Here is a 25,666-nt window from a genome sequence, read left to right as displayed (position 1 = left end):
CTTTATCACGTAACCCCGGGTTTCGCTCTTTTCAATCGCTTCACCCGAGGCTATTAATATTTCACTCCTGCGGAGTGGGTTTCTTACCAGACTATTGGTGAATAGCATCAATCTATTTTAAATCCTCTGCGAATCTCTGCATTCACTGCGGTTTATTGACAATCCGTGCTTAAAGAAATGTCCAGCTTTTCTATTACTAAAAGTTTGATCAAGATTATCTTCTAACTGAGCATTATTCCCCCACTCAATCAATATTTTCATCAAGCAATAATTTCTCTGATTCCGACTCCTTCAACTGCAAACCCCACTTTTTCAAGGTCGGAGCTTCGATCGATTTGTCTCGATATTCATCCGGTGTCATGATTGGAATACCATAAATCACCGGGTAATAGCGCTTGCATTCAGGACATGTTAGCAGGGCTTCAATGATCTCGGCGTTTTCATTTTTAACAAATACCCGCATGTTTAGATCATGTTTATCCATCGGGCAGCATAACTTTTTTGCAAATGATTTTGTCATAGTTCTTTAATTAATTTATTGAGTACTTTTTACTCGTACCGAAGGTCCTCCTTCGGTACGCACGGGTGAAGCTCTGCTTCAAAATATCATTTGATTCAATGCTAGAGGGTCATCCCCCTGAACGACTCTGTCGTTCTTTCACCCTTCGAAGGGGGACTTTATTCTTTAACTTCTTTTTGTATTCATTAGCCATTATTCTGGGCGAATCGGAAGTTAAAATTCCTGAGATCACAGCCACTCCCTGGAAATCTAAGTCATCAAGTTCAGAAAGGTTTTTTGGTGTAATTCCACCAGAAACAAACAACGGAATATCCGTGATTTCTCGCGCCTTTCGTACCGTTTCAGTGCGAACAATTTCACAACTATCCACCGAGTTGGATGGAAACATGGAGCAGAAAGAGATGTAATCGATGTCATGATTTTCTGCCCATTGAATCACCTCCAAATTGTTGCTGCATGTGATCCCGGCAATAAAATCGCGCTGAATTTTACTTTGAATCTGATCATAATCTTCTGGTATTTGATCAAGATGGACACCATCCATATCTGTTTCTTTGAGCATCTTCCAATCATTATTCATCAACACCGGAACGTTATGCCTTTTTGTGAGGTCCAAAATCTCTTCAATGAACTCTACTTTACCTGAATGAGAAATTGACTCCGGCCAGTTATTCCAGATTTGAATGATATCCACTCCTCCATTCAGTGCCTGTTCTAACTTCTCCAACAACTCTGTTTTATTGATAGAAGGATCTAAAACCAGATAAATTCCACCAGTTATCTCTTTCTTCATCATTTCCACTCCGCTTTTATCGCTTTGAAAAATGCTGCCCAATAGGGATCGATTCCATCAAATGAGAACTCCTTCTCTTCACTATTTTCAATGATCTTTCTGCCTAACGAGTTCTCCGTCATCTCTCCAACAACTGTCGCCGGGATCGACTGGTTTTCTAAATATTCAATCAGCTTCTCTTCACAACCGGGTTTCACGGCCATAATCATCGATCCTGCCCCTACACAAAAACGGTGATCGATTTCAAAGAGTTCTGCAATCTGTTTGGGAGCTTCACCTACGGGGAGCATTGAATCATCAACAGTAAATCCACAACCGGAAGCTTCGGCCATCTCTGCAATCGCTCCCAACACTCCACCCTCAGTCACATCGTGCATCGCTTTCAACTCAGTCTTATTCTCCAAAATTTCAGCAGCGGCTAAAGCATCCGGCAAGGACGACGTTCGATAAAAATTATCGCATGCGGCCTGATACACCTCCTTGCCCAAATTGTTCTTTACAGTCTCAGGAAAACTCATTGCAAGAATGGCTGTTGAGTTTAATGCGGTTTCTTTCGTCACAATAATCAGATCTCCAGGTTCAGCTCCATCACTTGTAATAATTTCATCCAGGGGAGCTGACAAAAACATCGAGCCACCGCCGGGAATTGTCGAATTCTGACCCTCAATCTGTCCCGTATGTCCGCCGGTAATGGCCACTCCAACCTCCTTACAAAACTGGTGAACGTACTCCCAATATTCTTCGAATTTCTCTTTCGATAGTTCCGGTGAAAGGTTCAAGACAAATTGAGCATACTGCGGTGAAAATCCTGTTGTAGCCATATCATTTACCAGCAGATGAACTGAAAGCCAAGCCGATTCCTTCAATCCAAGTGACGGAATCAGAGACAACGGATCACTCGAAATGGCTAATCCCAGGTTGTTTCCGAGATCAATCACTGATGTATCCACCCCAAAACCCGGACCGGTTCGTACATCTCTTCGTTTCTTCCCAGTTCGAGGAAGAAGAATCTCATTCAGATTCGAACTGCCGATTTTTCCAAAGTTATCTTCAAAAGCACTCATTCTACATCTGTTAGTTTTACATGAAGAGCAAAAAAATCACCAATTGGAAACCCCCACTGCTGCATCGGAAACCATTTTGGGAGTCCCGTGGCAGTCCATTCAATTTTATAGAGGCGACCTTCAAGTGCTTCCTCAACCTTCTCGATCAGCGAATCCGGTGTATAAAAATTAGCGGTTCTGTAATACTCATTTTTGTTAAAAACTTCCTGAATTCGTCGCCTTACAACCTTCGTTGAGTTTCGATTCATAATTCCAAAAATAATCCCATACTTGCCAACACGGACGGCTTCACGAATCACTTTCACCGGGTCGTCGTAATACGCAAATGTGGCAATGAAGGCAAGCGCATCAAAACTGTTGTCTTTAAATGGCATGTGATGGGAATCAGCCAAAGCCAAATCGCCCTCAAACAGGTGGGCTCCCTGTCCCAACATAAACGGGGAGATATCGGCCCCGGATGCATCTATCCCAATCTCATTCCACCATCGTGTAAACCGTGTTGTTCCGCACCCGAATTCCAGGAGTGTCTTTACTCTCTCATCTTTTTTGATCAGCTTGGCTAGTGTTTTTTTCTGCCAAATTTCCGCTCGCTTGTACCTGGTTTCGTAGTAGTGTTCATATTTATCCGTGTATTCGCGGTTAAAAAACCACTCTTCTCGGTCCTGCCACTGTTTCAGTGTTTTGGTTACACGGTCAAACTGTTTCTTTTCAATGTCGCTCATAGATCATTTTTGGAAGTTTGTAATTGTCGTTGGGGATGACCGTTTACAGCGAGCTACCTGATAATCCTAACATGATAGGTGGGATTGGCATTTCCTACGCCGGCATTACCCGGATCAGGTTCACTGGGTTTGATCTCAGCCCGATGTCATGCATCAAGCACCCCACCTAAAAATAGGATTTTTTAACCGGACAAGAAATTAAATAGCCACAAATTCAATGATTATCGTGAACACTATGCTTACTTTACCAAAAGGCTAACAATCATCAGATAAAAAAAGAAGAATGAAACAGAGAACACTCGGCAAAACTGGATTCGAAATTTCTGAAATTTCACTTGGTACATGGCAGCTTGGCGGTAAATGGGGACAGGGACTTGATCCTGATTCTGCTCAAAAAACACTCCAAAAAGCATTCGATAACGGAGTCAATTTTATTGATACGGCTGATGTGTACAAAGACACCGAAAGTGAAATTGAAGTTGGTAAAGCGATCAAAAAAACAAGTGAGAGAATTTATGTAGCTACCAAATGCGGACGCCAGATCGATCCTCATACCAATGAAAACTATACACCTGAAGCCCTTCGTGGATATGTTGAGGATTCCTTAAAACGGTTAGATGTCGAAGCTCTGGATCTTGTTCAGCTTCATTGTCCGCCAACAGAAGTCTATTATCGACCGGAAATTTTTGAGGAGTTCGATAATTTGAAAGAGGAAGGAAAAATCCTGAATCTTGGTGTGAGTATTGAAAAAGTTGAAGAAGGATTGAAGGCAATTGAATATGACAACGTCACAACAATCCAGGTAATTTACAACATGTTTCGTCAGCGTCCGCATGAAGAGCTTTTTCCAAAGGCTGCAGAGAACAATGTCGGAATTATCGTACGGGTACCGTTAGCCAGCGGGCTCCTGACCGGAAAATTTTCTAAAGACACCACTTTCGATAAGCAGGATCACAGAAATTTCAACCGTGAGGGCAAGTTCTTTGACGTGGGCGAAACTTTTTCCGGCATACCCTATGAAACCGGAATTGAAGCCGTAGACCGATTGAAAGATGCAGTCGGTGAGGAAACAAATCTCGTTCATCTTGCTCTTCGCTGGATTTTAATGCGTGATGAGGTAAGTGTCGTTATTCCCGGTGCCTCATCCGACCAGCATGTCAAATCCAACTGCGATGCTTCCGAAACACCGCCTATTCTCGAAGAGACCATGTCTAAAATCGATGAGATTTATCAGGATATGATTAAGCCGCACGTACATCAGCGGTGGTAAGCCTTTGATTTATTTTCCAATACGAAGGTTTTCACCACTATCACTTTCAGTGGTATCTGGTTCTTCCGTTTCAGGTGAGAGAAGTATATTCGCGATGGACATTTCTTCTTCTCTCACTGAGATATTTACTGAATTCCCTTCAAACCCGGCTTTTCGAGCTTGAATGGAATAGCTCCCTGTGGGAACATTCACCAAAGAAAACGATCCATCTTCGTTTGTTAAAATGGCATTTGTAGGCGGTGTTGTTGTGATATTTGCATTAAATACCGGTTGATCTGTTTCACTATTGATGACCTTCCCTTCAATGTCACCAAATGTTTCAGTATCGATGGCTTCTTTTGCACAGGATACCATCAGAAATAGAAAAAGTAACAGAACAAATCTTGCTTGAGTTGAATGAAGCATAAAATCCATTTCTTAAACTTGATCAATTGATTTCAGAACGGGTTATGTTCCACCATTACATTTGTTTCATAACCATACTGAATAATTTCAGTTGGGATACTCGAACTATTTTGAATAATTGATGCTTCATTCCAATTTCCATGTTGGATAATCGTACCTGTTGCCCCCGAACTGGAACCTCCAGGAACCGGTAAATTAAACACTGGATTATCACCACCGGTCAATCCAAAGCCGGGCAATTGGGCAATCGTTGCTTTATTATGATCGCCATACTGCTCAATGGTACCATCATGAGCATTTCCTAATTGACCTATTCCTGCCTCATTATAGCTTCCTTCCTGAATGATTGATGCCACTGATCCTGCATTTCCATTTTTAGAAAAAGAGTCGAACAACCCTCCACGAAAACTAAACTGTGTTATGCCAGCAAAATTTGTCCTGCCATCCTGGACTATTCTTGAAGAATGTGAACCTGCCTGTACTACAAATGCATCATTAAAATCTCCACTTTGAGTAAGATCTGCAGTAGAGGTTGTTTGTTTATGTCCAAAACCTCCAAAATCACCCGGAAAAGAACTTCCAATAGGTGTATCAATAACTTTACCTAAGGATTCACCGCCTCCTTGTTGTATCACTGCACGATTATTATCGCCGACCTGTTCAATGTACGCTGAGTTAGAACCAAATTGGTTAATAATTCCGGTGTTTGAATTACCCGCCTGTTCAATCATGGCTTCGTTCGAAACACCTTCATTACCGGGATCTGGAAAGCTTGACTGTCCATAAATGGTTCCTGTCAAGAGAAACAGAAACCATAGAACGATTGGAATTCTCTTCATAAATTTCAATGCTGTTATGAGTTCAAATAGTTGTTTTCCAAGAGCAATTATAAACTTCGGTTACTTTTAATTAAATGAAACCGTGCCGCCACTCCACTCAAATCCACCATTACCGGAAAAAAATATGGACTCACCTGTGAAGTCGAACGTTCCTCCATCTAAAGAGAATGCCTCCATTCCACCCTGAATAATTGTAGCTGTATTACTTTCGCCAGATTGTAATTGTGCCGCTTGATTCAAATTTCCATTTTGAATGATGAATGCATCACTGCCATACGTTTCTAATAACTGAACCTGGGAGGCATTGTTTTGAGAGCCATTTTGTTCAATTCTGAGCGTATTATAATCATCGGAAGTACCGCTTCCTCCGTATTGATACTGTTCGCTGAAATTAGAATCGCCATTTTGTTCCGAAATCATTTCGACAAATAGATCTCCCTCCTGGTTTTGATCGGCAATATTATTATTCCCTGATTGATTTATCTTAGCTCTATTTTTATCCCCGTCTTGCGACTGATAAGCCTCATTCCGATTTCCAATCTGTATTATTTCTCCCTCAAGTTGAGACCACTCCTGATATTGAGATGCATAATTACCATCTCCGTCTTGAACAATTCTTGCAATATTTAGATCTAAAATTTGAGTTTGATATGCATCATTATCATTTCCCAACTGTTCAATGGTAGCAATGTTTACATATTGAGAGCCATCATTGATATCTAACGGTGTTTGATCTGATTGATCTTGCTCGGCTAAATTTGAATCTCCGATCTGCAAAATACTGACTTCGTTATAAGAACCACTTTGAATTTGTTCAGCTTCATTGTCATTTCCATACTGACCAATATTAGCAGTGTTCGATTCTCCTGATTGATCCTGGTAGGAATCATTGCCGTTCTGAGCGAATAATGATCCTGACATGAAAAAAAGCGCCAAAAGTAGTGTTATTGATTTTCTCATTGGTTTCTCCGTTTGTGATTGTTTGTTTGAAGTATTCATGATTTGAAAGAATTTTAAAACTTTAGAATAAATCAGGACTTAAAACGATACCCAAATTCACATTCCATTGTTGATCGTTATACCTGCCTTGCACAACCCCATCAACTCCATCATTCAACAGGTATCGATAATTGGTACTCAGTCTTAATCCAAAAAATTCATTGAGGCGATAATCCAGTCCGGCTTCAAATGTTGCAGTTGGGAAAAATTGTTGATCCAAAAAATCGTATTTCTTGTCGTAAGCGATCACGCCCCCTCCCGCACTTAAAAACGGAGAGAGTGAAAAGTCGGGAGTTGCATAGACATTAAACAGCAGATCTGCACTATTCATGGGGTTTGAAAAAAGGTTGTCAACCCCTAATTGAGTACGAAGTAAATTTGTCTTCATTGAGAAATATCCGGAAATGCTTTTTTCAATCTGAAGCCCAAATCCTTGCTTGTAAAGTGCATTCGAGTAGTTTCCTATGTAACTTCCCAGTGCAAACTGTGGGGTAACGGACCAGCCATCTCGCAATGACTTATTTTGTAAAAACCCGAAATAATCCCGCTGTAAATCTTCTTCTCTTTTTTCTTCAAATTGTTTTTGATATGAGGCAATCTGCTGCGGGTCTTTTGCCTGCCAGATTCCCTCATCAACCCCTTCTAAAATCAACTGTTTTACAGCTTCGTCAATCGCTTCGGTGACGGCCATTACAGGTGGTTCGTTATAGGTGTAACCGGCCTCCGCTTCCAGTAAACGATTTGTATCTATATATCTGAATGCACCTCCCTCCAATTGTTGAGAAAGGATGGATTTTGTCGTGTGAACCGTTTTTAACACACGACCGCTTTGTGTGGATACCGCCCGCAAATAGATCGTTACCTGGTCTTTTCGATACATGGACGATCCGCCCGTAGCCAAATATCGGAACCCCGTACCTCCGGTTACTACATTCGTGTCATATCCAATGATTCCTCCCTCTAACATCACCCCTGCAAAAAGAAGCGGAGGTAGTGGATCCGGCTCTTCCGATCCTGCATGCTGCTGCCGGATCGATTGAATAATTTGACGTTCATTCAGCAGGTTTGAAATTCCCTCTCGTTCTATCGGAATGAACCAACCGGAATCTTCAACGGCTTTTATCAAAATAGAGGTTGCACCCTGCGTAACCGCAGTCGACCAGTTCGAAACCCTTTCCGATGTTTTATACTGACCGGTTTGATCCCGGAATCTGTACACCGCCACCACTACTTTTTCATCCGGTTCAGGCATGGATGTAAGCGCCTCATGTGATTTACTCTTTAGCCCATCCATCGCCCGATCTGTATGCATCGGTTTCATCGTACCAGCACATGAGATCAAACCTGCTGAGAAACAAATTAATAGAATGAAGATGATTGCTCGGCGCATCTAGACTAAAAATTTGGAATGGTTATACTGGTTTCATCGCCGGTGAGGATGTTAAAAATCCGAATTTCAACTCCATCCGGTCCCGGGGTGACATCGATGGTAAATTCCCCGAATTCAAACCTGGATTCTTCTACACTGCCTTCACCAAATTGACTTAACACAACATCACGGGTTAACTGAGATAACACCTGCCGCTTCAATGAACTTTCGAAATCGGCAAGTGGATCTCGGTTAAATGGAGAACTCCGCTCTTCAGTAAACAAGTTTTGAGTATTTGCGGAATTGATCAGCCAGGAAAAATTTGCGGGGCTTCCACCAAACGCAGGGTTTTTGGGACGGTAGACTAAATCTTGTGTAAATGCAGATGTAAACAGGCCGAATAAAACAGGTAGCAGAAGAAGTATAGATTTTTGGGTTACATTCATTGATTTCTAATAGATTTTGTATTCCCGTTGTGATGTTTCCAGATACTCCCTTGTGACTCTTACCGCATATTGTGCCGCCTCTTCAATAATGCTGAATCTTGGCTGAAGCCTGTACTGAAATGTAGTTTCATCATTCACTTTCACAGTTACAATTGAGCCGAGTGTTGGCGTCGGGCGTTCTGATATCCGGATTGTAAAGTTGGATGCGTTTTCCGGTGCCTGCCAGTATTGATAAAACAAATCATAAAAATTCCGCCCAACTCTTGACCGTGTATCATCAATCACCATTCCGTCCAGTTCAAGTAGTAAATCTCTTTCAGCCTCTTGTTGCTTTTCCTCATGAATTGAATCACTTTCAGATTCTATCATATCTTCAAACGCCTCGCGGAACTCTTCAAGTAACTCCTCATTTTCTTCGGATTGAGTTGTGTCCGGATTTAAGTTTTCTGTTCCATTTTTTGTTTGAACAGTGTCCACATTAAAAGAGAACAAGTTTTCATGAATAGATGGATCTAATTCAAACGAGTACTCCAAAAATGATCTGCGCTCAATTTTTTCAGATTTTTTTTCAATCTTCATAAAATTATTAGAAACCATTGGATACCCTTTAAGCCATTGAGCTTCAATTAATAGCGGAATTATTAAGCCAATCATTAAATAGCTTTTCTTCAGACACAAAATTCTTCTCTTTCTGGCAGTGATTTTTACAACAAATAAAACTCCAACGTTCTCAATGACTTGTTTCCATAAAACACTACGAGACCAAAAATAAAATCAGGTCATAATCATCAGAAAAATTTCTTTAAACCTCTTACTAATTTTCTCGTAGAGATTGAAAGTACACTGCTCCTCATACAAATAACGGTAACTTAATACTCAACTATGAACGAGCCTTCAGGAAGCTCCACCTCTCCCATCAGAAGCCAATTAAAATCGAACCTGGGTTTTAAAATTGGCGAGATAGTCATAATCTTTTTTGCTGCATTGACTCTTATTTACTCTCTTCTTCCATTAGCAGGTGAAAACCTCGTATTCCAACAAGCCATCGTCTGGACGGCAAATATTGTGATGCTCTGCCTGGTTTGGATCAGCCTGAACATTCGGGGTGAACATTGGAGTGATTTTGGAATCAACTTCGGAACATTCAGTGCTAAACAGGCCGGTACGGTATTTCTAAAATCACTCTTGGTTTTTGTGTTGGCAATGATCGCCTTTGCTCTGGGGTCGGTGATTATGGCCCCTATCACCGGTATACCGGAAAGTGCCGATATGAGTAATTATGCTTACATTCAGGATAATTTTCCACTTTTTTTATTAACTCTTTTTGGTGTTTACATCGTTTCCTCATTTGGAGAGGAAGTGATCTACCGCGCATTCCTCATCAACCGAATCTCTGAGATGGGATTTTCGGAGAAATGGAAAAATAGAATCGCCGTCATTTTGAGTGCGATTATTTTTGGATTGATCCACTATGAGTGGGGTCCCATGGGAATGGTGCAAACCGGTTTTATGGGATTGGTCCTGGGATACTTCTATCTACATTATGACCGAAAGATCTGGATTCTCGTCCTCGCTCACGCCTATATGGACACAATTTTGATGGTACAGATGTATTTGGCTGGGTGAAAGTTTAAGGGCCAAAGTTTAAGGTCGTGCTTAGACAGTTATCCACAAACAATCCACAAAACTTTTTGTGTTATTCTGGAAAAAATGTGGATAACTTGATAAGAATTCTCAGCCACATTCATTACTTTTAAAAATCAGGAATCAGTGCGGAACATTTCCTGATTTTAGACGCTTAATCGTTCCGTAATTTCCACTCTCAATTTTTAAATGTAGCAACAGATGGCCAAGCAAAATGGCTCTAATACGTCCAACAGTTCGCAGTCTCTTCAACACGATGGAGGCCGGGTACCACCCCAGGCCGTGGAAGTGGAAGAAGCTGTTTTGGGAGCGATGCTGATTGAACGGGAAGCGGCCACCATTGCTCTTCAGCTATTACGTCCAGAAGATTTTTACAAGCCCGCCAACAAACACATTTTTGAAACGCTTTTTGAGCTTTACGAGCGGGATAATCCGCTGGATCTTCTTACCGTAGAAAATGAACTGCGAGACAAAAGCCTGCTGGATGTGGTGGGGGGAACCGGCTACCTGGCAGATCTGACACGGTCGGTCAGCTCAGCGGCCAATATCGATTATCATGCGCAGATCATTACTGAAAAATCGATCAAGCGGAATTTGATACTGCACTGTAACGAGATCATAAAAACCGCTTATGATACCACCTCTGACGCTTCTGATGTGCTGGATGAAGCCGAGCAGCGAATTTTCGATCTTTCCAACAACAAAACCCGCGCCAATGCCACCATTATCGGTGATATTCTGAAGGATACCCTGGGCTACCTGGAAGATTTACGTGGAAAACCGGAAGGTGTAACCGGTGTTCCATCCGGACTGGATGTGGATAAATACACTTCAGGCTGGCAAAATGGTGATTTGGTTATTATTGCAGCTCGTCCCTCGATGGGTAAAACAGCTTTTGTCTTGACAGCTGCCCGAAATGCGGCGCTTCACCCTAACGAGGAGATGCAGACCAACGTGGCGATTTTCAGTCTCGAGATGTCGGCCCAGCAGTTGGTCCAGCGATTCCTGACGATGGAAGCCCGTATCAATGCACAAGATGCCCGAACCGGCCGTGTGAAAGATGAAGATTTTAAACGGCTGATCGACGCGGCAAGCCGGTTATTTACAGCTAAAATATTTGTGGACGACACGCCCAGCCTGAGCTTAATGGAACTCCGTACCAAATGTCGCCGCCTGAAAAGTGAGCACGACGTCGGCTTGATTGTAGTGGATTACCTTCAGCTCATGACTGCTAATTCCCGCGATATTGGAAATCGTGAACAAGAGATCGCAACGATCTCTCGTGGGCTCAAAGCGTTAGCAAAAGAGTTGGATGTACCGGTGGTTGCACTTGCACAGTTGAGTCGTGCCGTGGAACAGCGTGGTGGAGATAAACGTCCGCAGTTGAGTGACCTAAGAGAGTCAGGGTCCATTGAGCAGGATGCCGACGTGGTTTGCTTCCTCTACCGTCCCGAGTACTACGGTATTACCACCACCGCCGAAGGTGAGTCTACCAACGGACTTGCTGAGTTAATTATTGGAAAGCAGCGTAACGGCCCGGTTGGAACCACGCGTATGTATTTCGTGAAAGAATATGCCCGCTTTGAACGGCTTTCCCGAATAGACCGCGGCCCCGGTGGAGACGACTACCTCGAAGAACCGGATCAAAGCAGCAGTGGACCATCCATGCCACCTCCTACCCACAATCCCGGCGGCAGCGATGATGACGAAGCACCGTTTTAAGTAGATCCGCTTTTTTTAAAAGATCACTGACCTATTACTGATAAATCAACAATATTTTGATTTATTATTTCTAACTATTTAAAACATTTCGTGCAAGTGTAAAGCGACGCGTCACTTGGGTCCCCTTTCTCTTTGGAAATAAGCTCCGGCACAAGTGACATCCTATACTTACTGACGGGAGCATGATTTTCCCGGCAAGATAAACCCTGCATTATTCCAATTTATAGTTTGGATACCGGATTTAACAATTGCACCAGTTATTGGGAAAATTGATTTGAGGATTATCCTTCGTTGTCATTAATTGCTAATGTATATGTTAAGCGTCAATCTGAAAGCATTCATTCCTATTGGAAGCCTAATTTAAAAACTTGGTATCAGCATAGCATCTGAAACAGGAAATAGAATGACTTATATTTTCCTTACCGAGATGCAGATCTCAGACTTTAGATTATATAAAGTATATGCCTCAGAGCACAGAAATATCACCGATAGAAACCTTTTTCAGAAAGAAGGTTCGTAAGGATAAGAAGATCGTAAATGCCTATTTACTTCTACACTCTAACAAGACAGGATTGCATCTCAATCTCGCAGAAGGACCCGGAGAAAATAACAAACCAAACCCACTGCAACCCGTTTACATGGCGAGTGTGGGAAAGCTTTTTACGTCTGTAATTGTGGCAATTCTGCACGAAAAAGGAGAGTTATCGTTTGAGGATCATATCAGCCATTATCTTGATTCTGAATTAATGGACGGACTGCATATCTATAAGAAAAATAACTATTCCCGGGAGATTCAGATCCGGCATCTTTTAAATCAAACTTCGGGATTGCCGGATAATTTCTATCCTTTGTTCGATAAGTTGCTAGCCAACCATAGTTTAGACATAAATCCCCGAAAAGCGGTCGAATGGGCAAAAAAGAATCTAAAACCTCAGAATGTACCAGGTAAAAAGTCGTATTACACTGACACTAATTATCACCTGCTTGGACTCATCGTGGAGAAAATATGCGGAGAACCTTTTCATGCTGTGATGAAAAGATTGATTTTTGCGCCTCTTAATATGATGAATAGTTACATGCTTCACTACTCAAAGCCGCTTAAGACGTCGGTCTATAAGGAAGCTGGGTTTTATTTTGATCAAACTCGATTAAACGAAATCAAGGGATTTGCCGGCCTTGATTTTTCAGGCGGGGGTGTTGTGGCACCCATGGAAGATTCACTAAAATTTATGAAAGCATTAACGAGTTATAAGCTGATTTCAGAAAATACTTTCGAAATCATGATCAATGATAAAGCCCGATTATATCCCGGTTGGGATTATGGATATGGTATCTGGCAGGTTCGCCCTATTCCAATTCTGTTACCATCAAAATATCAATCATGGGGTGTTCTGGGAGCGACAGGTGCATTCATGTTCTACCATCCGGAACTGGATGCATACATCATTGGAAGTTTTAATCACCAGGCATGGCAAAGAAAGTGCGTCAGATTTATGTTCAAGGTTATGGACAAATTGCGGAAACAATAATATTTATATAACACCATCTCCTTCAGACCGGGTAAGCTTTATTTTCTGTGTTTTTAAACAGGCCGCCCGACCTTAGAAATACCGAACCGCAAAACCTCACTTTGCAGCAACATTCATCGAACCTGATTTAAAGTTGTTAAAGAACTCCGGCATCACTTCTGACGGATAGCTTGAGTGGGTATTGATGAGTATGCAGATTCCTACATCATCGTCAGGTGCAAATGCGATCTCACTGCGGTATCCATTTACATAGCCCCCGTGGTAAACAATTTTTTGCCCATGGTTATCGAGCACTCTCCACCCCATTCCATAATAAGATTTATTCACTCCCTCCCAATGCCGGCTGTATCGCCGATTATTGAGAGTGGCAATCGGATTGTAAATCTCTTGGAGCGTCTCTTCGGAAACAACTTCAGGATGATGCCCCGTTAAAAGCTGTAACCATTTCCCCATATCGGCAGCAGACGCATTCAGACCACCTGAAGAAACTGCGTTGTAATATTTCTCAGAAATAGGCACGGGTACGCGCCCCCGGGAACGTGAATAAACTACGTGAGGCAGCGCTTTATTTACGGAATTCTCAATACTTTCATAACTTGCCGAGGTGTGGTTCATCCTTAACGGTTCAAACAGATTTTCATGAATAAGAGTATTAAAATCGGTGTTGGTTTGAACTTCAAGAACTTTTTCTATCGCCGAATATGCCGCATTTTGATAGGAATGCTGACCGCCAACTTTAGCAATCAATGGAACTTGTTCCAATCGGGGGATTATGCGGTCCAATGAGAGTCCGTCTTCTATCAAATTTGTGTATGCGTGGCGGGGCAGTCCGGATGTATGAGATAACAGATGCCTGATCTGAACAAGGTCGGTTTGTTGATGATCATTTAGTTTAAAGTACTTCAAATAACGGCTTACAGGATCATTCCAGCCTACAACTCCTTTTTCTACAAATTTCCCCGTCAGAACAGATGCAAACCCTTTGGACAGGCTTCCCAATCTGAAGAGAGTATTTTCATCTACTTTTTCGGACGTTCCTTTCTTTTTTACTCCAAATCCCTTTTGAAATATAATCTGCCCGTCCTTTACAATGGCTACCGCCGCTCCGGGAATCTTTTCTTCGATTAGCCCAACTTCAAAATCCCGTTCAAAATCTTCCAGGTAGTTGGCCAAAGTTTCATCGATTACCGATTCTTCAGGTTCAGGCTCAACTACCACCGGTTCCGGTTCGATATCCGTAAAGGCAAGGTAAGATCCGATAATTACAACCAGTAGAAGAGAGACAGAAAAATATCGGATCACAGAATATCCAGTTTTAATGTTTAAGTGTAGTTCCTGTTTCGGATACAATTTATCCTCAAGGATAATAAAAAACTAACTTCGATATTAAACTGCTTTTAAAGCTAAATTTTTTAGAAGAGATAAATTTTTCTGAGTCACAATTATGAATTTCGATCTCAGCATTGCTTCTGTCATAATTTGGGTTGATGGCAGAATCTTAACGATGAACATTCTATTCATCCAGAACAGGAAGATCTCCAATTACTTACAAAACCTTTTAACAATGCCCTATGCTTCAAAACCTAAGATGCAATTAAATTAGTTTAGAGAGTGTAACTGATTCGTTTGTTATGAGGAATTCCCGCTTTATACGGATGATTGCAGTATGGTGCTTTTTTCATGTGCTTTTCTGCACAATGAATGAACTGTTTGCATCAGGAAATACCATTGACCACACTCAAGAATCTTCTGTCCATTTTTATGTAGAAGACAACAATAACTCTGATTCAAGCAGCATTAAAAATTTTGAGAGATTCGAAAATTTTCAAACCAAAGTTGACAGCTCAAGCTCATCGGAAGAGAAGAAAGTCAACTTCATGTTTAGAATGGGAATTGGAAGTTCAGCACATTTAGGTGAATCAACTCAGCTTGGGGTAGGCATTAAACCCGCTAAAGTTCCACTCATCTTTTCATTTATATCAGAGTCTTATCGGAAAACACCCCTTAAGAAAAGGTATTCTGAACCCAATGATATGTTCTTAAACGCATTGAATCTGATCTACACTACAACGTTTCCCAACTTTGATCGAGTTCAGGTTTACGCAGGTGGTGGAGCAGGCTTACTCAAACTAGAAAAATATGAACGATCGGATGATCCGGACTGGCGTCAAAAGCCGTATGCAATTGAGAAAGGCTTTCTTTTTAACCTACAGGCAGGTTTTCACGGTCAATTATTCTGGAAAATCGGTTTCTACGCAGAAGGTAAATATCTATATGCAAAAAAAGCAGAGAGTAACATAAACGTCATTGATGTGAAAAGCAGAGCCTGGATGATAGGGCTAAGCTTAAACCTTGGTTTGTTTGACAGTAGTCCGTTAAAAAAGGGACTTTAATGGACCGGACAGAAATTGCATCAATACTGTGATTCAAAAAATATAACCTAAACGCTTCATGTAACAGTCATGAGACAGATAGAAAGTTTTAACAAAAAAATATTTGAATCGTTTTATACCTATGGTCACAATGTGCATCGATTATCATTGGGTGTCATTTTTATATGGTTTGGCCTTTTAAAGCCTTTTGGCGAAAAAACAACAACCTCACTTCTTGCAAATACCATCTATGTTTTTCCTGCTGATGTAACTTTGTCCCTCCTGGGCTGGTGGGAAGTTGCAATCGGCATCACACTGATGTTCAAACCACTCGTTAAATACTCAATCATCTTGCAATTTATCAGGATACCCGGAACTATTTTAGCTTTTATTATTCATCCTGATGTTTGTTTTGTACATCTGCCTTTCGTTCCAAGCCCGGAAGGCCAGTATCTCATTAAAGATATCATCATTTTGATTGCGGGGATTGCCATTGCGGGAACGGTTTACAAAGAAAAGGAAAAATTAGCTGTCTGAATTATCGAATTCATAGTCTATACCAGACTGATTCAAGATGCCACAATTAATCAGGAAAGAAGTTCTTTAATTTTTTCCACAGCATGATAAGCACTTTCTACTGCACCATCCATATATCCCGGGAATTCTGTTGCTGTTTCTGATCCTCCTATCAGCAATTTTTTATCAAGAAAAGTCTTTTGAAAGATGGAGTGCCCGTTGTGTTGATGAGGTATCACCGGATGAAGATAACTACTAAATGTATAAGGCTCTTTTTGCCAAATACACTCGTGGTATGAGATAAAACTGTCAACTTTTCCGCCATAAAATCGGCGAAGTTGTTCAAGGACCAATTCTTTTCTTTGCTTCCTGGATATGGAGTGATAGGCATTATCCATAAAACCCTTCAATGCAAATTGGTTATTGAATGAGTGATCGTACATCTCATGTACTGGCCCCACATTACTGAAAATCGTCCCACTGGATTGACTCTTTCGCCAAAAAGCATCTTCAAACGTGAATGCAATTTTGATCGACTCCGCCATCCAGGTATGTGTTTTTGAAGCGATATCAACAAAATCTTTGGGAAGGGCTGGAAAAAAATCAATCTCACTAACCAACAGCTTTGGGGGTAAAGTACTAATAGCCAAATCAGCTTCGAAATGGTCGCGGCCGGTTTGAATTTCCAATCTGTCATCCTTTTTTCGAAGCTTTTTTACCACTTGGTTGCAGTGAATCTGATTTTGATCAAGCTGCTCCGCTAAAACTTGTATAATTCGATCCGTTCCTCCTTTAATACGATAGCTTGGTTCATCATTTGGGGGTAAGTCTACAAGCTGTGGTGGTGATACAGACATTGGCTCGTAAAAAGCTTTTCTGCCCATATGTTGCTCGTAAATATCGATCTTCATCTCATTCAATAAACCTACCAAATGTCGATGCTTCTTCCCTAACCAAGTGGCTCCCAGCTCTACTGAAGCTTCATTCCCCGGCCTAAATGTATATATTCGGCCTCCCAGTCGGCTGCGAGCCTCGAGAATTTGACTCGTGAACCCTTCTTTTTTGAGTAAATAAGCAGTAAGTAATCCCGACAGCCCCCCGCCGAGTATAGTGATATTTGGAGTTTGCATAAACCTGGAGAGGTGTTGTTAAAATGAGGAAGAAGATAAAAATTCAAGAATGTAAATCCATGAATCCATTATTAACCTACCCTACTTTTAAAAGATTAGAAACTATATTTTTAAATTTGTTTCATTGATTGCCAGTTGTTCAATTTTTAAAAAATTAAAACAAACCTACACATCTATAAGTTTACGTCGAATGGATGATTTTAGACTCTTAATTGATCTACATAAACACGCATTGCGCCAGGGCCCGGGGGGAGATGCTGAAACAACATTGGCCTTAGACCTCTGCATGCTTGATAAAACTGAACCTCTCAAAATTGCCGATATCGGTTGTGGAACCGGAGCTTCTACACTAACTCTTGCCCGGCAGCTCAACGCAACCATAACGGCGGTAGACTTCCTGAGAGAATTCCTTGACGTACTTGAAAATAGAGCAACGAAAGCCGATGTTTCTGAAAAAATCTCTACACTTCAATCCTCCATGGAAAATCTACCTTTTGATGTTGAAGAGTATGACATGATTTGGTCTGAGGGAGCAATTTATAACATTGGATTTGAAAAGGGTATAAACGACTGGAGACGATATCTAAAACCGGGAGGCTTGATGGTAGCTTCGGAAATAACCTGGACGACCGGAGGCCGCCCCTCAGAACTTCAACATTATTGGGACAATGAATACCCTGAGATCGATGTAGCATCTTCAAATATTTCAATTTTAGAGAAGTGCGGGTACTCCCCCATCGGGTATTTTGTATTGCCGGAACACTGCTGGACGGATAACTATTACACACCTATGCAGGAAAGGTTTGATGATTTCCTAAGACGAAATGGCAATACAAATGAGGCCCGGGCAATCGTGGAATCAGAAACCAAAGAGATAAAACTCTATAATAAATACAAGGACTACATCAGTTATGGTATGTATGTGGCAAGTAAACAGCCTTGGTCGTGACATCAGATTATGGAAAACAATTCATGAAGAATTTCAAACTAAGGTTGACAAATCCCGGAGTTCAAAAGTTTTTTTAGATATTATCACCGGAATCACCACGAGAATGTTTACTGTATTTCTTGAGTACCAGAGCCATTTTAAATAGGAGAAAAAAATTAGAAACTCTTCTCCCAAAAATTATGCGGATAATGAATCATTGATCCATAACTGTATACACTTTATTTATTAAAATTTTCATATTTGATTGACGCACATCTCCATATCGATCAATACGGCAATGATCTGCCAATAGCCCTGGAACAGATTCGAACTCATTCAATCTGCTCGTTAGCCGTTTCAATGGATATCCCTTCATATCACGAAACGGTTAAAATTGCCAAATCGGTGCCATTGATTCTCCCCTCCTTTGGAATTCACCCCTGGAATGCGCCGGAATACATGACCCGTTTGGATGAGATTGATGAACACATGAAATCGGCTCCGGCTATCGGAGAGATTGGATTGGATCATCGATTTGTGGAGAATGAGACAAAATACCCTGCACAGGAAGAGGTCTTTCGATATCAACTGGATACCGCAGAAGACTTAGGAAAATTAGTCAACCTACATACAAGTGGTGCAGAAGAGTTGATATTGGAACATCTGAAAACCTCATCACCCCCGGCTATCATTATTCATTGGTACAATGGACCCATTGAACTGGTGAATGATTTCCTAGATCTGGGAGCCTATTTCACGATCGGAGTGGAGGTATTTCAATCGCAGAAAATTCGATCCCTTGCATCCATGCTGCCTGTAGATCGTATTCTCACTGAAACGGATAATCCGAATGGTTGGGAGTGGCTGAACGGTGAACCCGGATTCCCAAACCTGGTTAAAAATGTCGAATCTGAAATTGCAGAGATTCGAAATCTATCTCGTCCAAATTTTTCTGAGATCGTGACTTCCAATTTTTATACACTACTCTTTGCCGGTAATCTTTCGGAGTTTTGTTCGATTAGTAGCTGATAATACTTTTCTTGACAAGTTAGATTGGGTTTTCATCATTTAAGAATTACTTTTTTAATAAATATTTAAGTCAACAATGGATTCTTTACCTGTTTTAGAAACTGATAGGCTTCGGTTGAGAATGCCGTACGTAGAGGATATTCCCCGGATGGTTCAATATGCCAACAATGAGAAGATCTCCAACATGACGTTAACGATGCCACATCCCTATCATGAAAAAGATGCCATCTACTGGATCAATATGGCCAACAAAGGGCTTGAGGATAAGAATCATTTTATATTTGCGATCTGTAAACATACAAATAATCTCTTCATGGGCTGCATTGGCTTAAGGCTCAATACGCGTTTCAACCGTGCTGAATTGGGTTTTTGGATCGGTGAACCATTCTGGAATAACGGCTATGTGACGGAAGCTATCGGTACAATCTTGGAATTTGGGTTTGAACGAGTCGGACTCCATAAAATTCATGCCTCTCACTTTGTCAATAACCCGGCATCAGGAAAAGTAATGAGTAATAACGGAATGATTAAAGAGGGCGAATTGGTCGATCACATCAAAAAAGGTGATAAATACCTCACAGTAATCCAGTACAGACTCACAAAATATGAGTACAAACAATCAAATTCGTAGAAACTGATGCGAGCACATGTCAACCAACACGTAGCCTTTGAAGGACTTGGCAGTATGGAAGAGTGGTTAAAAGAAAAGGGGTATGAGATCATAACTACCTGCTTTTTTGAGTCAGCTGATCTTCCAAAAATTGATAGTATGGATCTGTTGATAGTCCTTGGCGGGCCGATGAGTGTAAACGACGAGGAAGAATATCCATGGTTGGTCTCTGAGAAAGAGTTTATTCGTGATGCCATCGAAGCCGACATCCCTGTATTGGGCATTTGCCTGGGAGCCCAACTCATTGCCAACACCCTTGGATCAAAAGTATATCCAAATCCTGAAAAAGAGATTGGCTGGTTCCCGGTTAATGCTATACAAACAGGTAGTACTTCAACTTTTCAATTTCCATCATCTTTTGAATGTTTCCATTGGCATGGTGAAACCTTTGACCTGCCGCCCGGTGCCACTCTCCTTGCAAAGAGTGACGTTTGTGAAAATCAAGCCTTCCAACTCGGGAGATCAGTCATAGGACTCCAATTTCACCTTGAAACCACTCCGAAATCAGCTAAAAACTTAATTCAGAATTGCCGCCATGAGTTGATCCCCTCTATTTATATCCAAACTGAGAAAGAGATGTTGTCTGCTCCGGTTGAACGCTATCATAAAATCAATAAAATGATGGCGGAGATATTAGAATATTTGCACAATCAAATCCATTAAAAATATTCGACATCAACGAGATTCAACTCTCACTCTCCTTCATCTGCTCCAAGAGATTGTCAAACTTCGTATCAAATAACGAACGAATAGAATCCCGGTCCTCTTCTGATAATTTCACAATTCCCCGAGTGTTTTTTACAGCCTGTTCCGCTGTTTTAATGCCGGGAATCACTGTCGATACCCCATCAAAACTCAAGATAAAACTTAAAGCCAGTTCTGTTTTAGTCACACCATATTTCTCTGTTAACCGCCAAACATCTTCGAGAGCATGAAGGGAAGCTTTCAGTATAGATGGCTTCAAACGAAAATAACGGTGATCATCCTTTTCAAACCGGGTTTCCTCATTGAATTTTCCTGTAAGCAGCCCAAACTGCAGGGGCATCCTTGCGATGATTCCCATTCCCTTTTTTTGAGCTTTCTCAATTATGTCAAGACTGCGCTGATTGATAATGTTCAAGACAACCTGCAACCCATGACCGGTATTGTTTTCAAAGATAAAATTAGCCTCAGGAAATGGGTTATATGTATTCAGGGAAACACCCCAGTACCGAATTTTACCCTCTTTCTTTAATTTTTCCATCGCCTCAATACATTCACCCTGTTCCAAGTGATGTAATTTTGCCGTGTGTAATTGGTAAAAATCGATACTATCTCTTTGTAAACGCTGTAAGCTCTCCTCACAGGAATTCACGATATATTCATAAGAGTAGTCCACATAGATCGAGTCGTTTTCATCCAGGCGATGACCGACTTTACTGGCAATAATCACATCTTTCTTATCACCAAAAACTTTGCCGAGCAACACCTCCGAGTGCCCTAGACCGTAGAAGTCGGCCGTATCATAAAAATTCACCCCGAGGTCATATGCTTTTTCAAGAGCTTTTAGGGATGTTTCATCATCTACATCTCCCCAGCCGATCGGAATATCTCCGGCCATCACAGGTCCACCAATTCCCCACGTACCAAAACCAACTTCACTTACCTTCAGATCTGTAAAACCAAATTGTCTGTATCGCATAGTTTTCACCAATCTATTTAGTCGCCTTCTTATTCATTGAAATCCGTCTATGTAAAATAACATTCTTTAGGTCGCTCTCTGCATTCTTTGGGAAGAATTTTTAAGATTGTGAAATCGTCATCAGCCGAACGAATTAATGGAGATGATGGATCCAAAAATTGTAACCTATCCTCTAGTTATATACATTTCATGGTGATCTCTCAACATGAAAGCTTATAGTTACATACCATCCTATACCGTTCCGGCATCTGCTTTCATCGGGATCTATTTGGGCGGATTTTGGACGTTTATCACACCAATCTACATTTTTCTTTTGCTGCCGGTAGCCGAATGGTTCGCGGGCGAAAACAGGTACAACCTCATTCCGCAAGAAGAAGAGAGAACTAAATCTTCACTTGGCTATTCTTTTTTACTCTGGTCGCACGTACCTATTCAGTATTTTCTAACGGGGTATTTTTTATGGATCTGCTCAACAGGGCAGTTGACTGGTTGGTCATTAGCAGGTGGAATTCTATCTGTAGGTATTAGTAACGGAGGAGTTGGAATCACTGTTGCCCACGAACTCATACACCGAAGCAGCCGATTTAAACAGTGGCTGGGACGTACAATTCTGCTTACCACTTTTTACATGCATTTTGCTGTTGAGCATGTGTATGGACATCACAAACATGTGGCCACACCTGACGATCCGGCAACTGCCAAAAAAGGAGAACATTTTTATCGGTTTTGGCTTCGGACGGTTCCCGGTCAATACTTCTCGGCATGGAAAATTGAACTCAAACGCCTTGCAAAATATGGACATTCATTTTTCTCAATTCATAACGAAATGCTTCTTTTTTTAATCCTTCAAATTGGTTTTTTAATACTAATTGCCGTTTTATTCGGTGGATTTGTGATTTTACCTTTTATGGCAAGTTGTGTCGTCGCATTCAGTCTTTTAGAAGCCGTCAATTATCTTGAACATTATGGATTGGAACGTCGGGTAAAGCCTGGTAAAGGGAAGTATGAAAAGGTTGATCACCATCACTCCTGGAACAGCGACTACCTGATCAGCCGGATGTTCCTGTTTGAATTGTCCAGACATTCTGATCATCATGCTGTGGCCAGTCGTAAATATCAACTCCTTCGATCCTTTGAGGAGAGCCCGCAACTGCCGACAGGATACCCGGGAATGATTCTCATTGCATTATTTCCTCCACTTTGGTTTCGAATTATGGATCCGTTGGTTGAGAAAGCTTCAAAAAATCACTAACAAAAAGAGTATCATGAAATCTCTTTTAAGAACTTTATTATTGATCCTTTTATGGGGCGGTCTCCAAAACTCTTCCTACTCTCAAGTTTCCGATCACCTATTCCATTGGCCTGATGGAAATCAAATTGCCCTCAGCCTCACGTTTGATGATGCCCGGCCGAGCCAGGTTTTAGGCGGAACGAAGCTTCTCAACCGGTATGATGCAAAGGCCACATTCTATGTGAATCCGGGAAGTGTCAGGCAGCATCTCGAAGAATGGAAGAAAGCTGTAGCTTCCGGTCATGAGATAGGGAACCACTCCCTGAATCATCCCTGTACGGGAAATTTTGAGTGGTCTAGGAATCATGCACTTGAAGAGTATACACTCAATAAGATGGAATCAGAACTCATAGAAGCAAACCAACAAATCAATACACTATTAGGTGTAACACCGGTATCATTTGCCTATCCTTGTGGAGAGACATACGTGGGACGTGGGAAACAGACAAAGAGTTATATACCGGTGGTTGCTGAACTTTTTTCCTCAGGCCGAACCTGGCTTGATGAGACCGGCAATGACCCTGAATTCTGTGATCTTGCTCATTTGAGAGCTCTAGAAATGGATGGAAAAGATTTTGATGATATCTTGCCGATACTCCGGAATGCGAAAGAAAACGGGCAATGGATTATCCTTGCAGGGCATGAAATTTCAAATGAAGGCGAGCAAACAACCCGGCTCTCAATGCTTGAGGAGCTCATAAATTATGCTCAAAACCCTGATAATGGTATCTGGTTAGCACCTGTGAAAGATGTGCAAAGATATTTGTCAAATAACAGGTAAGAATTCGATCTCAAAAAATACTTTACACCTGAAAACTAAATCTTTGTAATTCAATGTTTTACTTCAGAATAGAAGATAAAGCAATCGCAAGGCAAGCTAATAATTCTTAGATTAAACTCGAATGTCTGAACGCTAAACAATTTTTCTTAACTGTTATGATCTACACTGCACTGCTCGTTGTTCATTCCTTATTTCGATGGTTTCTGCTGATCAGTTTGTTTTACTCTATCTACCAGGCGTTTAAAGGATGGTCCTCTAAATTGCCATACACACCTCGCTTTGATAAGATTCGAAATATCACAGTTATCCTGGCACATGTGCAGTTGATTGTGGGTTTGGGATTGTATTTTATCAGCCCTGTTATACGACAGTTGTTTAATAATTTTGGTGAAGCTGTTCAGGAATCTGCCATTCGTTTTTATGGCATGGAACACAGTCTGATCATGATAATCGCCATTGTGCTGATCACCATTGGATCTGCAAAAGCCAAGCGACTTTCTGAAGATGTGAAGAAGTTTAAATCTATTGCCATCTGGTTCACCATAGGGCTGATTCTCATTCTTATTACCATTCCATGGCCGTTTTCCCCGTTTGATGCACGTCCGCTGTTCAGGATTTTTTAAGAAAATATTCGATAGATCGATCCTAAAAAGAAGCCACACTTTTAGTCTCTTTCAACTCATCAAAGAGGGAGTCATAGCGATCAATCATCTTGGCCCAATCCAGGTGCTTGTTGATATTTTGAAGAGATGCTTTAGGTAATGGTTTTGTCTCGCTGGTAAGCAGATTTTTGAGATTGTGAAACAGGTCATCCTCGGTGTCATACAAAACGGGTGCATGCAGAAGTGGATTGTGCAGGCTTTCAGGAATCAACTCGGGGTAGTGTAAACGATTGGGCACCAGTGGGTGGCAGCCACAGTAGATTGCTTCCATGATTGCCACACAGAAAAACTCATATGTAGCTGTTGAAACCACAATATCCCCGGAGTGAAGTAGCTTGCTGTACCTGTCTACATCTTCTACGTAACCAAAATGTGTAATATGATCCCCAAAACGTTTCCAGGCTTTTTCAAACTCCTCAGGCTTACGATGCTTTGTATCCCCGGCTAAAATCAGATCGAATTTCAAGTCGATATCATTCAACCGGTTCAGCACTTTAAAAAACATGGTGGGATTCCGATCGAACTGCCATCGCTGGTTCCAGACAATCACCGGACGTTTATTCTTATCACGGGTATCGGGATGCTTATCAAACACCGACAGATCCAACCCTGGGTACATCACCTGGCTTTTATCATGAATCTTATCAACCGTGTTATAGTGTTTGTCATCCGGAAAATTCTCTAAAAATTCAGGTAAAGCTTCCAACAGATCATCCAGGTGAAATTTGGTGGAAAACAGAAGTTTATCAGCGGAGAGCATACTCAAATAGTTGATGTAACAATAGGTAATATCCCGCTCCTCTCCTTCCGGCATCGGTTGGGTCAGCTGGTTTTCATGCATCATCATCACCTTAGGCGTGTGTGCAAACCGGGGATTGGTCAGCGCTAAAAATGCTGGCAGATTGGTCATGCTGCTCACCAACAGAAGATCGATATCCTCTTCGATTTCGGCCGACATCTCCGCGAGGTTCACCGAATCGCCATGCATACGCCATTTCCACCGGCGGTAATCCAGCTTTATTGGGATAATATTATGAGCTGAGTGCTTCTGAAGACCTTTCAAAAAAGCCCTGTGCGATCCGTTATAAAAAGGTTCTACTGCAAGTATGTTCACGAACGAAATCCTGTTGATGATGATTAAAAGTACCCCGAAATAAACGAGTCGAGAGCTCAGAAGCAACTTTAATTAATAAGTACAACGGGCAGCTTGCCCGTTACTGATAAACTCAAATTTGTTGCGGGAAGTAGAACAAGATACCGGAACTCGGTCCAACCTCAACCTTC

The 25,666-nt window shown here is 41.4% G+C and carries 27 protein-coding genes and 1 riboswitch; of the genes, 13 read left to right on the top strand and 14 right to left on the bottom strand.

Features of this window, described 5'->3' with window-relative positions:
• Positions 1-244: 244 nt before the first annotated feature.
• The 4 genes from L6773_RS20225 to L6773_RS20210 form a co-directional block, all read right to left on the bottom strand.
• The gene (locus L6773_RS20225; RefSeq protein WP_237856447.1) at positions 245-520 is read right to left on the bottom strand and encodes a Trm112 family protein; all 276 of its coding nucleotides are present in this window, start codon (positions 518-520) and stop codon (positions 245-247) included.
• 109 nt (positions 521-629) lie between these two features.
• Positions 630-1,316 carry a thiamine phosphate synthase gene (locus tag L6773_RS20220; protein WP_237856445.1) on the bottom strand — a complete coding sequence of 229 codons (687 nt, stop codon included), beginning with the start codon at positions 1,314-1,316 and terminating at the stop codon, positions 630-632.
• Positions 1,313-2,377, bottom strand: a complete 1,065-nt coding sequence (locus L6773_RS20215; RefSeq protein WP_237856444.1) for an AIR synthase family protein — start codon at positions 2,375-2,377, stop codon at positions 1,313-1,315. The genes L6773_RS20220 and L6773_RS20215 overlap by 4 nt, the downstream gene beginning before the upstream one ends.
• Positions 2,374-3,099 carry a class I SAM-dependent methyltransferase gene (locus L6773_RS20210; RefSeq protein WP_237856443.1) on the bottom strand — a complete coding sequence of 242 codons (726 nt, stop codon included), beginning with the start codon at positions 3,097-3,099 and terminating at the stop codon, positions 2,374-2,376. Before L6773_RS20210 ends, L6773_RS20215 begins: the two co-directional genes overlap by 4 nt.
• Positions 3,100-3,171: 72 nt before the next feature.
• A riboswitch (TPP riboswitch) is annotated at positions 3,172-3,274 on the bottom strand.
• Positions 3,275-3,382: 108 nt separating this feature from the next.
• Between L6773_RS20210 and L6773_RS20205 the strand changes: the two genes are divergently transcribed.
• Positions 3,383-4,369, top strand: a complete 987-nt coding sequence (locus tag L6773_RS20205; protein ID WP_237856442.1) for an aldo/keto reductase — start codon at positions 3,383-3,385, stop codon at positions 4,367-4,369.
• A 9-nt stretch (positions 4,370-4,378) separates the two neighbouring features.
• On the opposite strand, the gene L6773_RS20200 is transcribed toward L6773_RS20205, so the two are convergent.
• The 6 genes from L6773_RS20200 to L6773_RS20175 form a co-directional block, all read right to left on the bottom strand.
• Entirely contained in the window at positions 4,379-4,774 is a 396-nt protein-coding gene (locus L6773_RS20200) for a carboxypeptidase-like regulatory domain-containing protein (protein ID WP_237856441.1), read from the bottom strand.
• 32 nt (positions 4,775-4,806) lie between these two features.
• Positions 4,807-5,613 carry a hypothetical protein gene (locus L6773_RS20195; protein ID WP_237856440.1) on the bottom strand — a complete coding sequence of 269 codons (807 nt, stop codon included), beginning with the start codon at positions 5,611-5,613 and terminating at the stop codon, positions 4,807-4,809.
• 66 nt (positions 5,614-5,679) lie between these two features.
• Positions 5,680-6,573: a hypothetical protein gene (locus L6773_RS20190; protein WP_237856438.1), complete on the bottom strand. Its 894-nt coding sequence runs from the start codon at positions 6,571-6,573 to the stop codon at positions 5,680-5,682.
• Between the two features lie 61 nt (positions 6,574-6,634).
• The gene (locus L6773_RS20185; protein ID WP_237856437.1) at positions 6,635-7,924 is read right to left on the bottom strand and encodes a CsgG/HfaB family protein; all 1,290 of its coding nucleotides are present in this window, start codon (positions 7,922-7,924) and stop codon (positions 6,635-6,637) included.
• 83 nt (positions 7,925-8,007) lie between these two features.
• Positions 8,008-8,427 carry a curli production assembly/transport component CsgF gene (locus L6773_RS20180; RefSeq protein ID WP_237856436.1) on the bottom strand — a complete coding sequence of 140 codons (420 nt, stop codon included), beginning with the start codon at positions 8,425-8,427 and terminating at the stop codon, positions 8,008-8,010.
• A gap of 6 nt (positions 8,428-8,433) precedes the next feature.
• Entirely contained in the window at positions 8,434-9,081 is a 648-nt protein-coding gene (locus L6773_RS20175; protein ID WP_237856435.1) for a CsgE family curli-type amyloid fiber assembly protein, read from the bottom strand.
• A 228-nt stretch (positions 9,082-9,309) separates the two neighbouring features.
• On the opposite strand from L6773_RS20175, the gene L6773_RS20170 reads away from it, so the two are divergent.
• The 3 genes from L6773_RS20170 (at position 9,310) to L6773_RS20160 (ending at position 13,322) form a co-directional block, all read left to right on the top strand.
• Entirely contained in the window at positions 9,310-10,053 is a 744-nt protein-coding gene (locus tag L6773_RS20170) for a CPBP family intramembrane glutamic endopeptidase (RefSeq protein WP_237856434.1), read from the top strand.
• A gap of 219 nt (positions 10,054-10,272) precedes the next feature.
• On the top strand, positions 10,273-11,793 hold the full coding sequence (gene dnaB / locus L6773_RS20165) for a replicative DNA helicase (RefSeq protein ID WP_237856433.1): 1,521 nt from the start codon (positions 10,273-10,275) through the stop codon (positions 11,791-11,793).
• A 461-nt stretch (positions 11,794-12,254) separates the two neighbouring features.
• Positions 12,255-13,322 (top strand): serine hydrolase domain-containing protein, encoded by a 1,068-nt coding sequence (locus tag L6773_RS20160; RefSeq protein WP_237856432.1) that lies wholly within the window; start codon positions 12,255-12,257, stop codon positions 13,320-13,322.
• 96 nt (positions 13,323-13,418) lie between these two features.
• Here L6773_RS20160 and L6773_RS20155 read toward each other — a convergent pair whose 3' ends face one another.
• Complete coding sequence (locus tag L6773_RS20155) at positions 13,419-14,624, bottom strand: serine hydrolase domain-containing protein (protein WP_237856430.1); 1,206 nt, start codon at positions 14,622-14,624, stop codon at positions 13,419-13,421.
• 395 nt (positions 14,625-15,019) lie between these two features.
• Between L6773_RS20155 and L6773_RS20150 the strand changes: the two genes are divergently transcribed.
• Both L6773_RS20150 and L6773_RS20145 read left to right on the top strand, forming a co-directional pair.
• Positions 15,020-15,715: a hypothetical protein gene (locus tag L6773_RS20150; protein WP_237856429.1), complete on the top strand. Its 696-nt coding sequence runs from the start codon at positions 15,020-15,022 to the stop codon at positions 15,713-15,715.
• 69 nt (positions 15,716-15,784) lie between these two features.
• On the top strand, positions 15,785-16,231 hold the full coding sequence (locus L6773_RS20145; RefSeq protein ID WP_237856428.1) for a hypothetical protein: 447 nt from the start codon (positions 15,785-15,787) through the stop codon (positions 16,229-16,231).
• Positions 16,232-16,281: 50 nt separating this feature from the next.
• On the opposite strand, the gene L6773_RS20140 is transcribed toward L6773_RS20145, so the two are convergent.
• Positions 16,282-17,340, bottom strand: a complete 1,059-nt coding sequence (locus L6773_RS20140; protein WP_237856427.1) for a flavin monoamine oxidase family protein — start codon at positions 17,338-17,340, stop codon at positions 16,282-16,284.
• Between the two features lie 190 nt (positions 17,341-17,530).
• Between L6773_RS20140 and L6773_RS20135 the strand changes: the two genes are divergently transcribed.
• The 4 genes from L6773_RS20135 (at position 17,531) to L6773_RS20120 (ending at position 20,630) form a co-directional block, all read left to right on the top strand.
• Positions 17,531-18,289: a class I SAM-dependent methyltransferase gene (locus tag L6773_RS20135; protein ID WP_237856426.1), complete on the top strand. Its 759-nt coding sequence runs from the start codon at positions 17,531-17,533 to the stop codon at positions 18,287-18,289.
• Positions 18,290-18,529: 240 nt separating this feature from the next.
• Positions 18,530-19,297 (top strand): TatD family hydrolase, encoded by a 768-nt coding sequence (locus L6773_RS20130; RefSeq protein WP_237856425.1) that lies wholly within the window; start codon positions 18,530-18,532, stop codon positions 19,295-19,297.
• A 76-nt stretch (positions 19,298-19,373) separates the two neighbouring features.
• Positions 19,374-19,928 (top strand): GNAT family N-acetyltransferase, encoded by a 555-nt coding sequence (locus L6773_RS20125; RefSeq protein ID WP_237856424.1) that lies wholly within the window; start codon positions 19,374-19,376, stop codon positions 19,926-19,928.
• A 6-nt stretch (positions 19,929-19,934) separates the two neighbouring features.
• Positions 19,935-20,630, top strand: coding sequence for a type 1 glutamine amidotransferase (locus L6773_RS20120; RefSeq protein ID WP_237856423.1), 696 nt, complete (start codon positions 19,935-19,937; stop codon positions 20,628-20,630).
• 22 nt (positions 20,631-20,652) lie between these two features.
• On the opposite strand, the gene L6773_RS20115 is transcribed toward L6773_RS20120, so the two are convergent.
• Positions 20,653-21,648 carry an aldo/keto reductase gene (locus tag L6773_RS20115; protein WP_237856421.1) on the bottom strand — a complete coding sequence of 332 codons (996 nt, stop codon included), beginning with the start codon at positions 21,646-21,648 and terminating at the stop codon, positions 20,653-20,655.
• 205 nt (positions 21,649-21,853) lie between these two features.
• On the opposite strand from L6773_RS20115, the gene L6773_RS20110 reads away from it, so the two are divergent.
• From L6773_RS20110 to L6773_RS20100, 3 genes are all read left to right on the top strand, one after another.
• The gene (locus L6773_RS20110) at positions 21,854-22,900 is read left to right on the top strand and encodes an alkane 1-monooxygenase (protein WP_237856419.1); all 1,047 of its coding nucleotides are present in this window, start codon (positions 21,854-21,856) and stop codon (positions 22,898-22,900) included.
• A 13-nt stretch (positions 22,901-22,913) separates the two neighbouring features.
• Entirely contained in the window at positions 22,914-23,720 is an 807-nt protein-coding gene (locus L6773_RS20105; protein WP_237856418.1) for a polysaccharide deacetylase family protein, read from the top strand.
• Between the two features lie 155 nt (positions 23,721-23,875).
• Entirely contained in the window at positions 23,876-24,343 is a 468-nt protein-coding gene (locus tag L6773_RS20100; protein WP_237856417.1) for a cytochrome B, read from the top strand.
• A gap of 22 nt (positions 24,344-24,365) precedes the next feature.
• On the opposite strand, the gene L6773_RS20095 is transcribed toward L6773_RS20100, so the two are convergent.
• Positions 24,366-25,496 (bottom strand): tRNA-queuosine alpha-mannosyltransferase domain-containing protein, encoded by a 1,131-nt coding sequence (locus L6773_RS20095; protein WP_237856416.1) that lies wholly within the window; start codon positions 25,494-25,496, stop codon positions 24,366-24,368.
• Positions 25,497-25,666 lie beyond the last annotated feature (170 nt).

The sequence above is a fragment of the Rhodohalobacter sulfatireducens genome (assembly GCF_022012475.1).
Classification (GTDB): domain Bacteria; phylum Bacteroidota; class Rhodothermia; order Balneolales; family Balneolaceae; genus Rhodohalobacter; species Rhodohalobacter sulfatireducens.
Note: the sequence above shows the minus strand (reverse complement) of the source record. Positions and strands in the feature narration are given on the sequence as shown.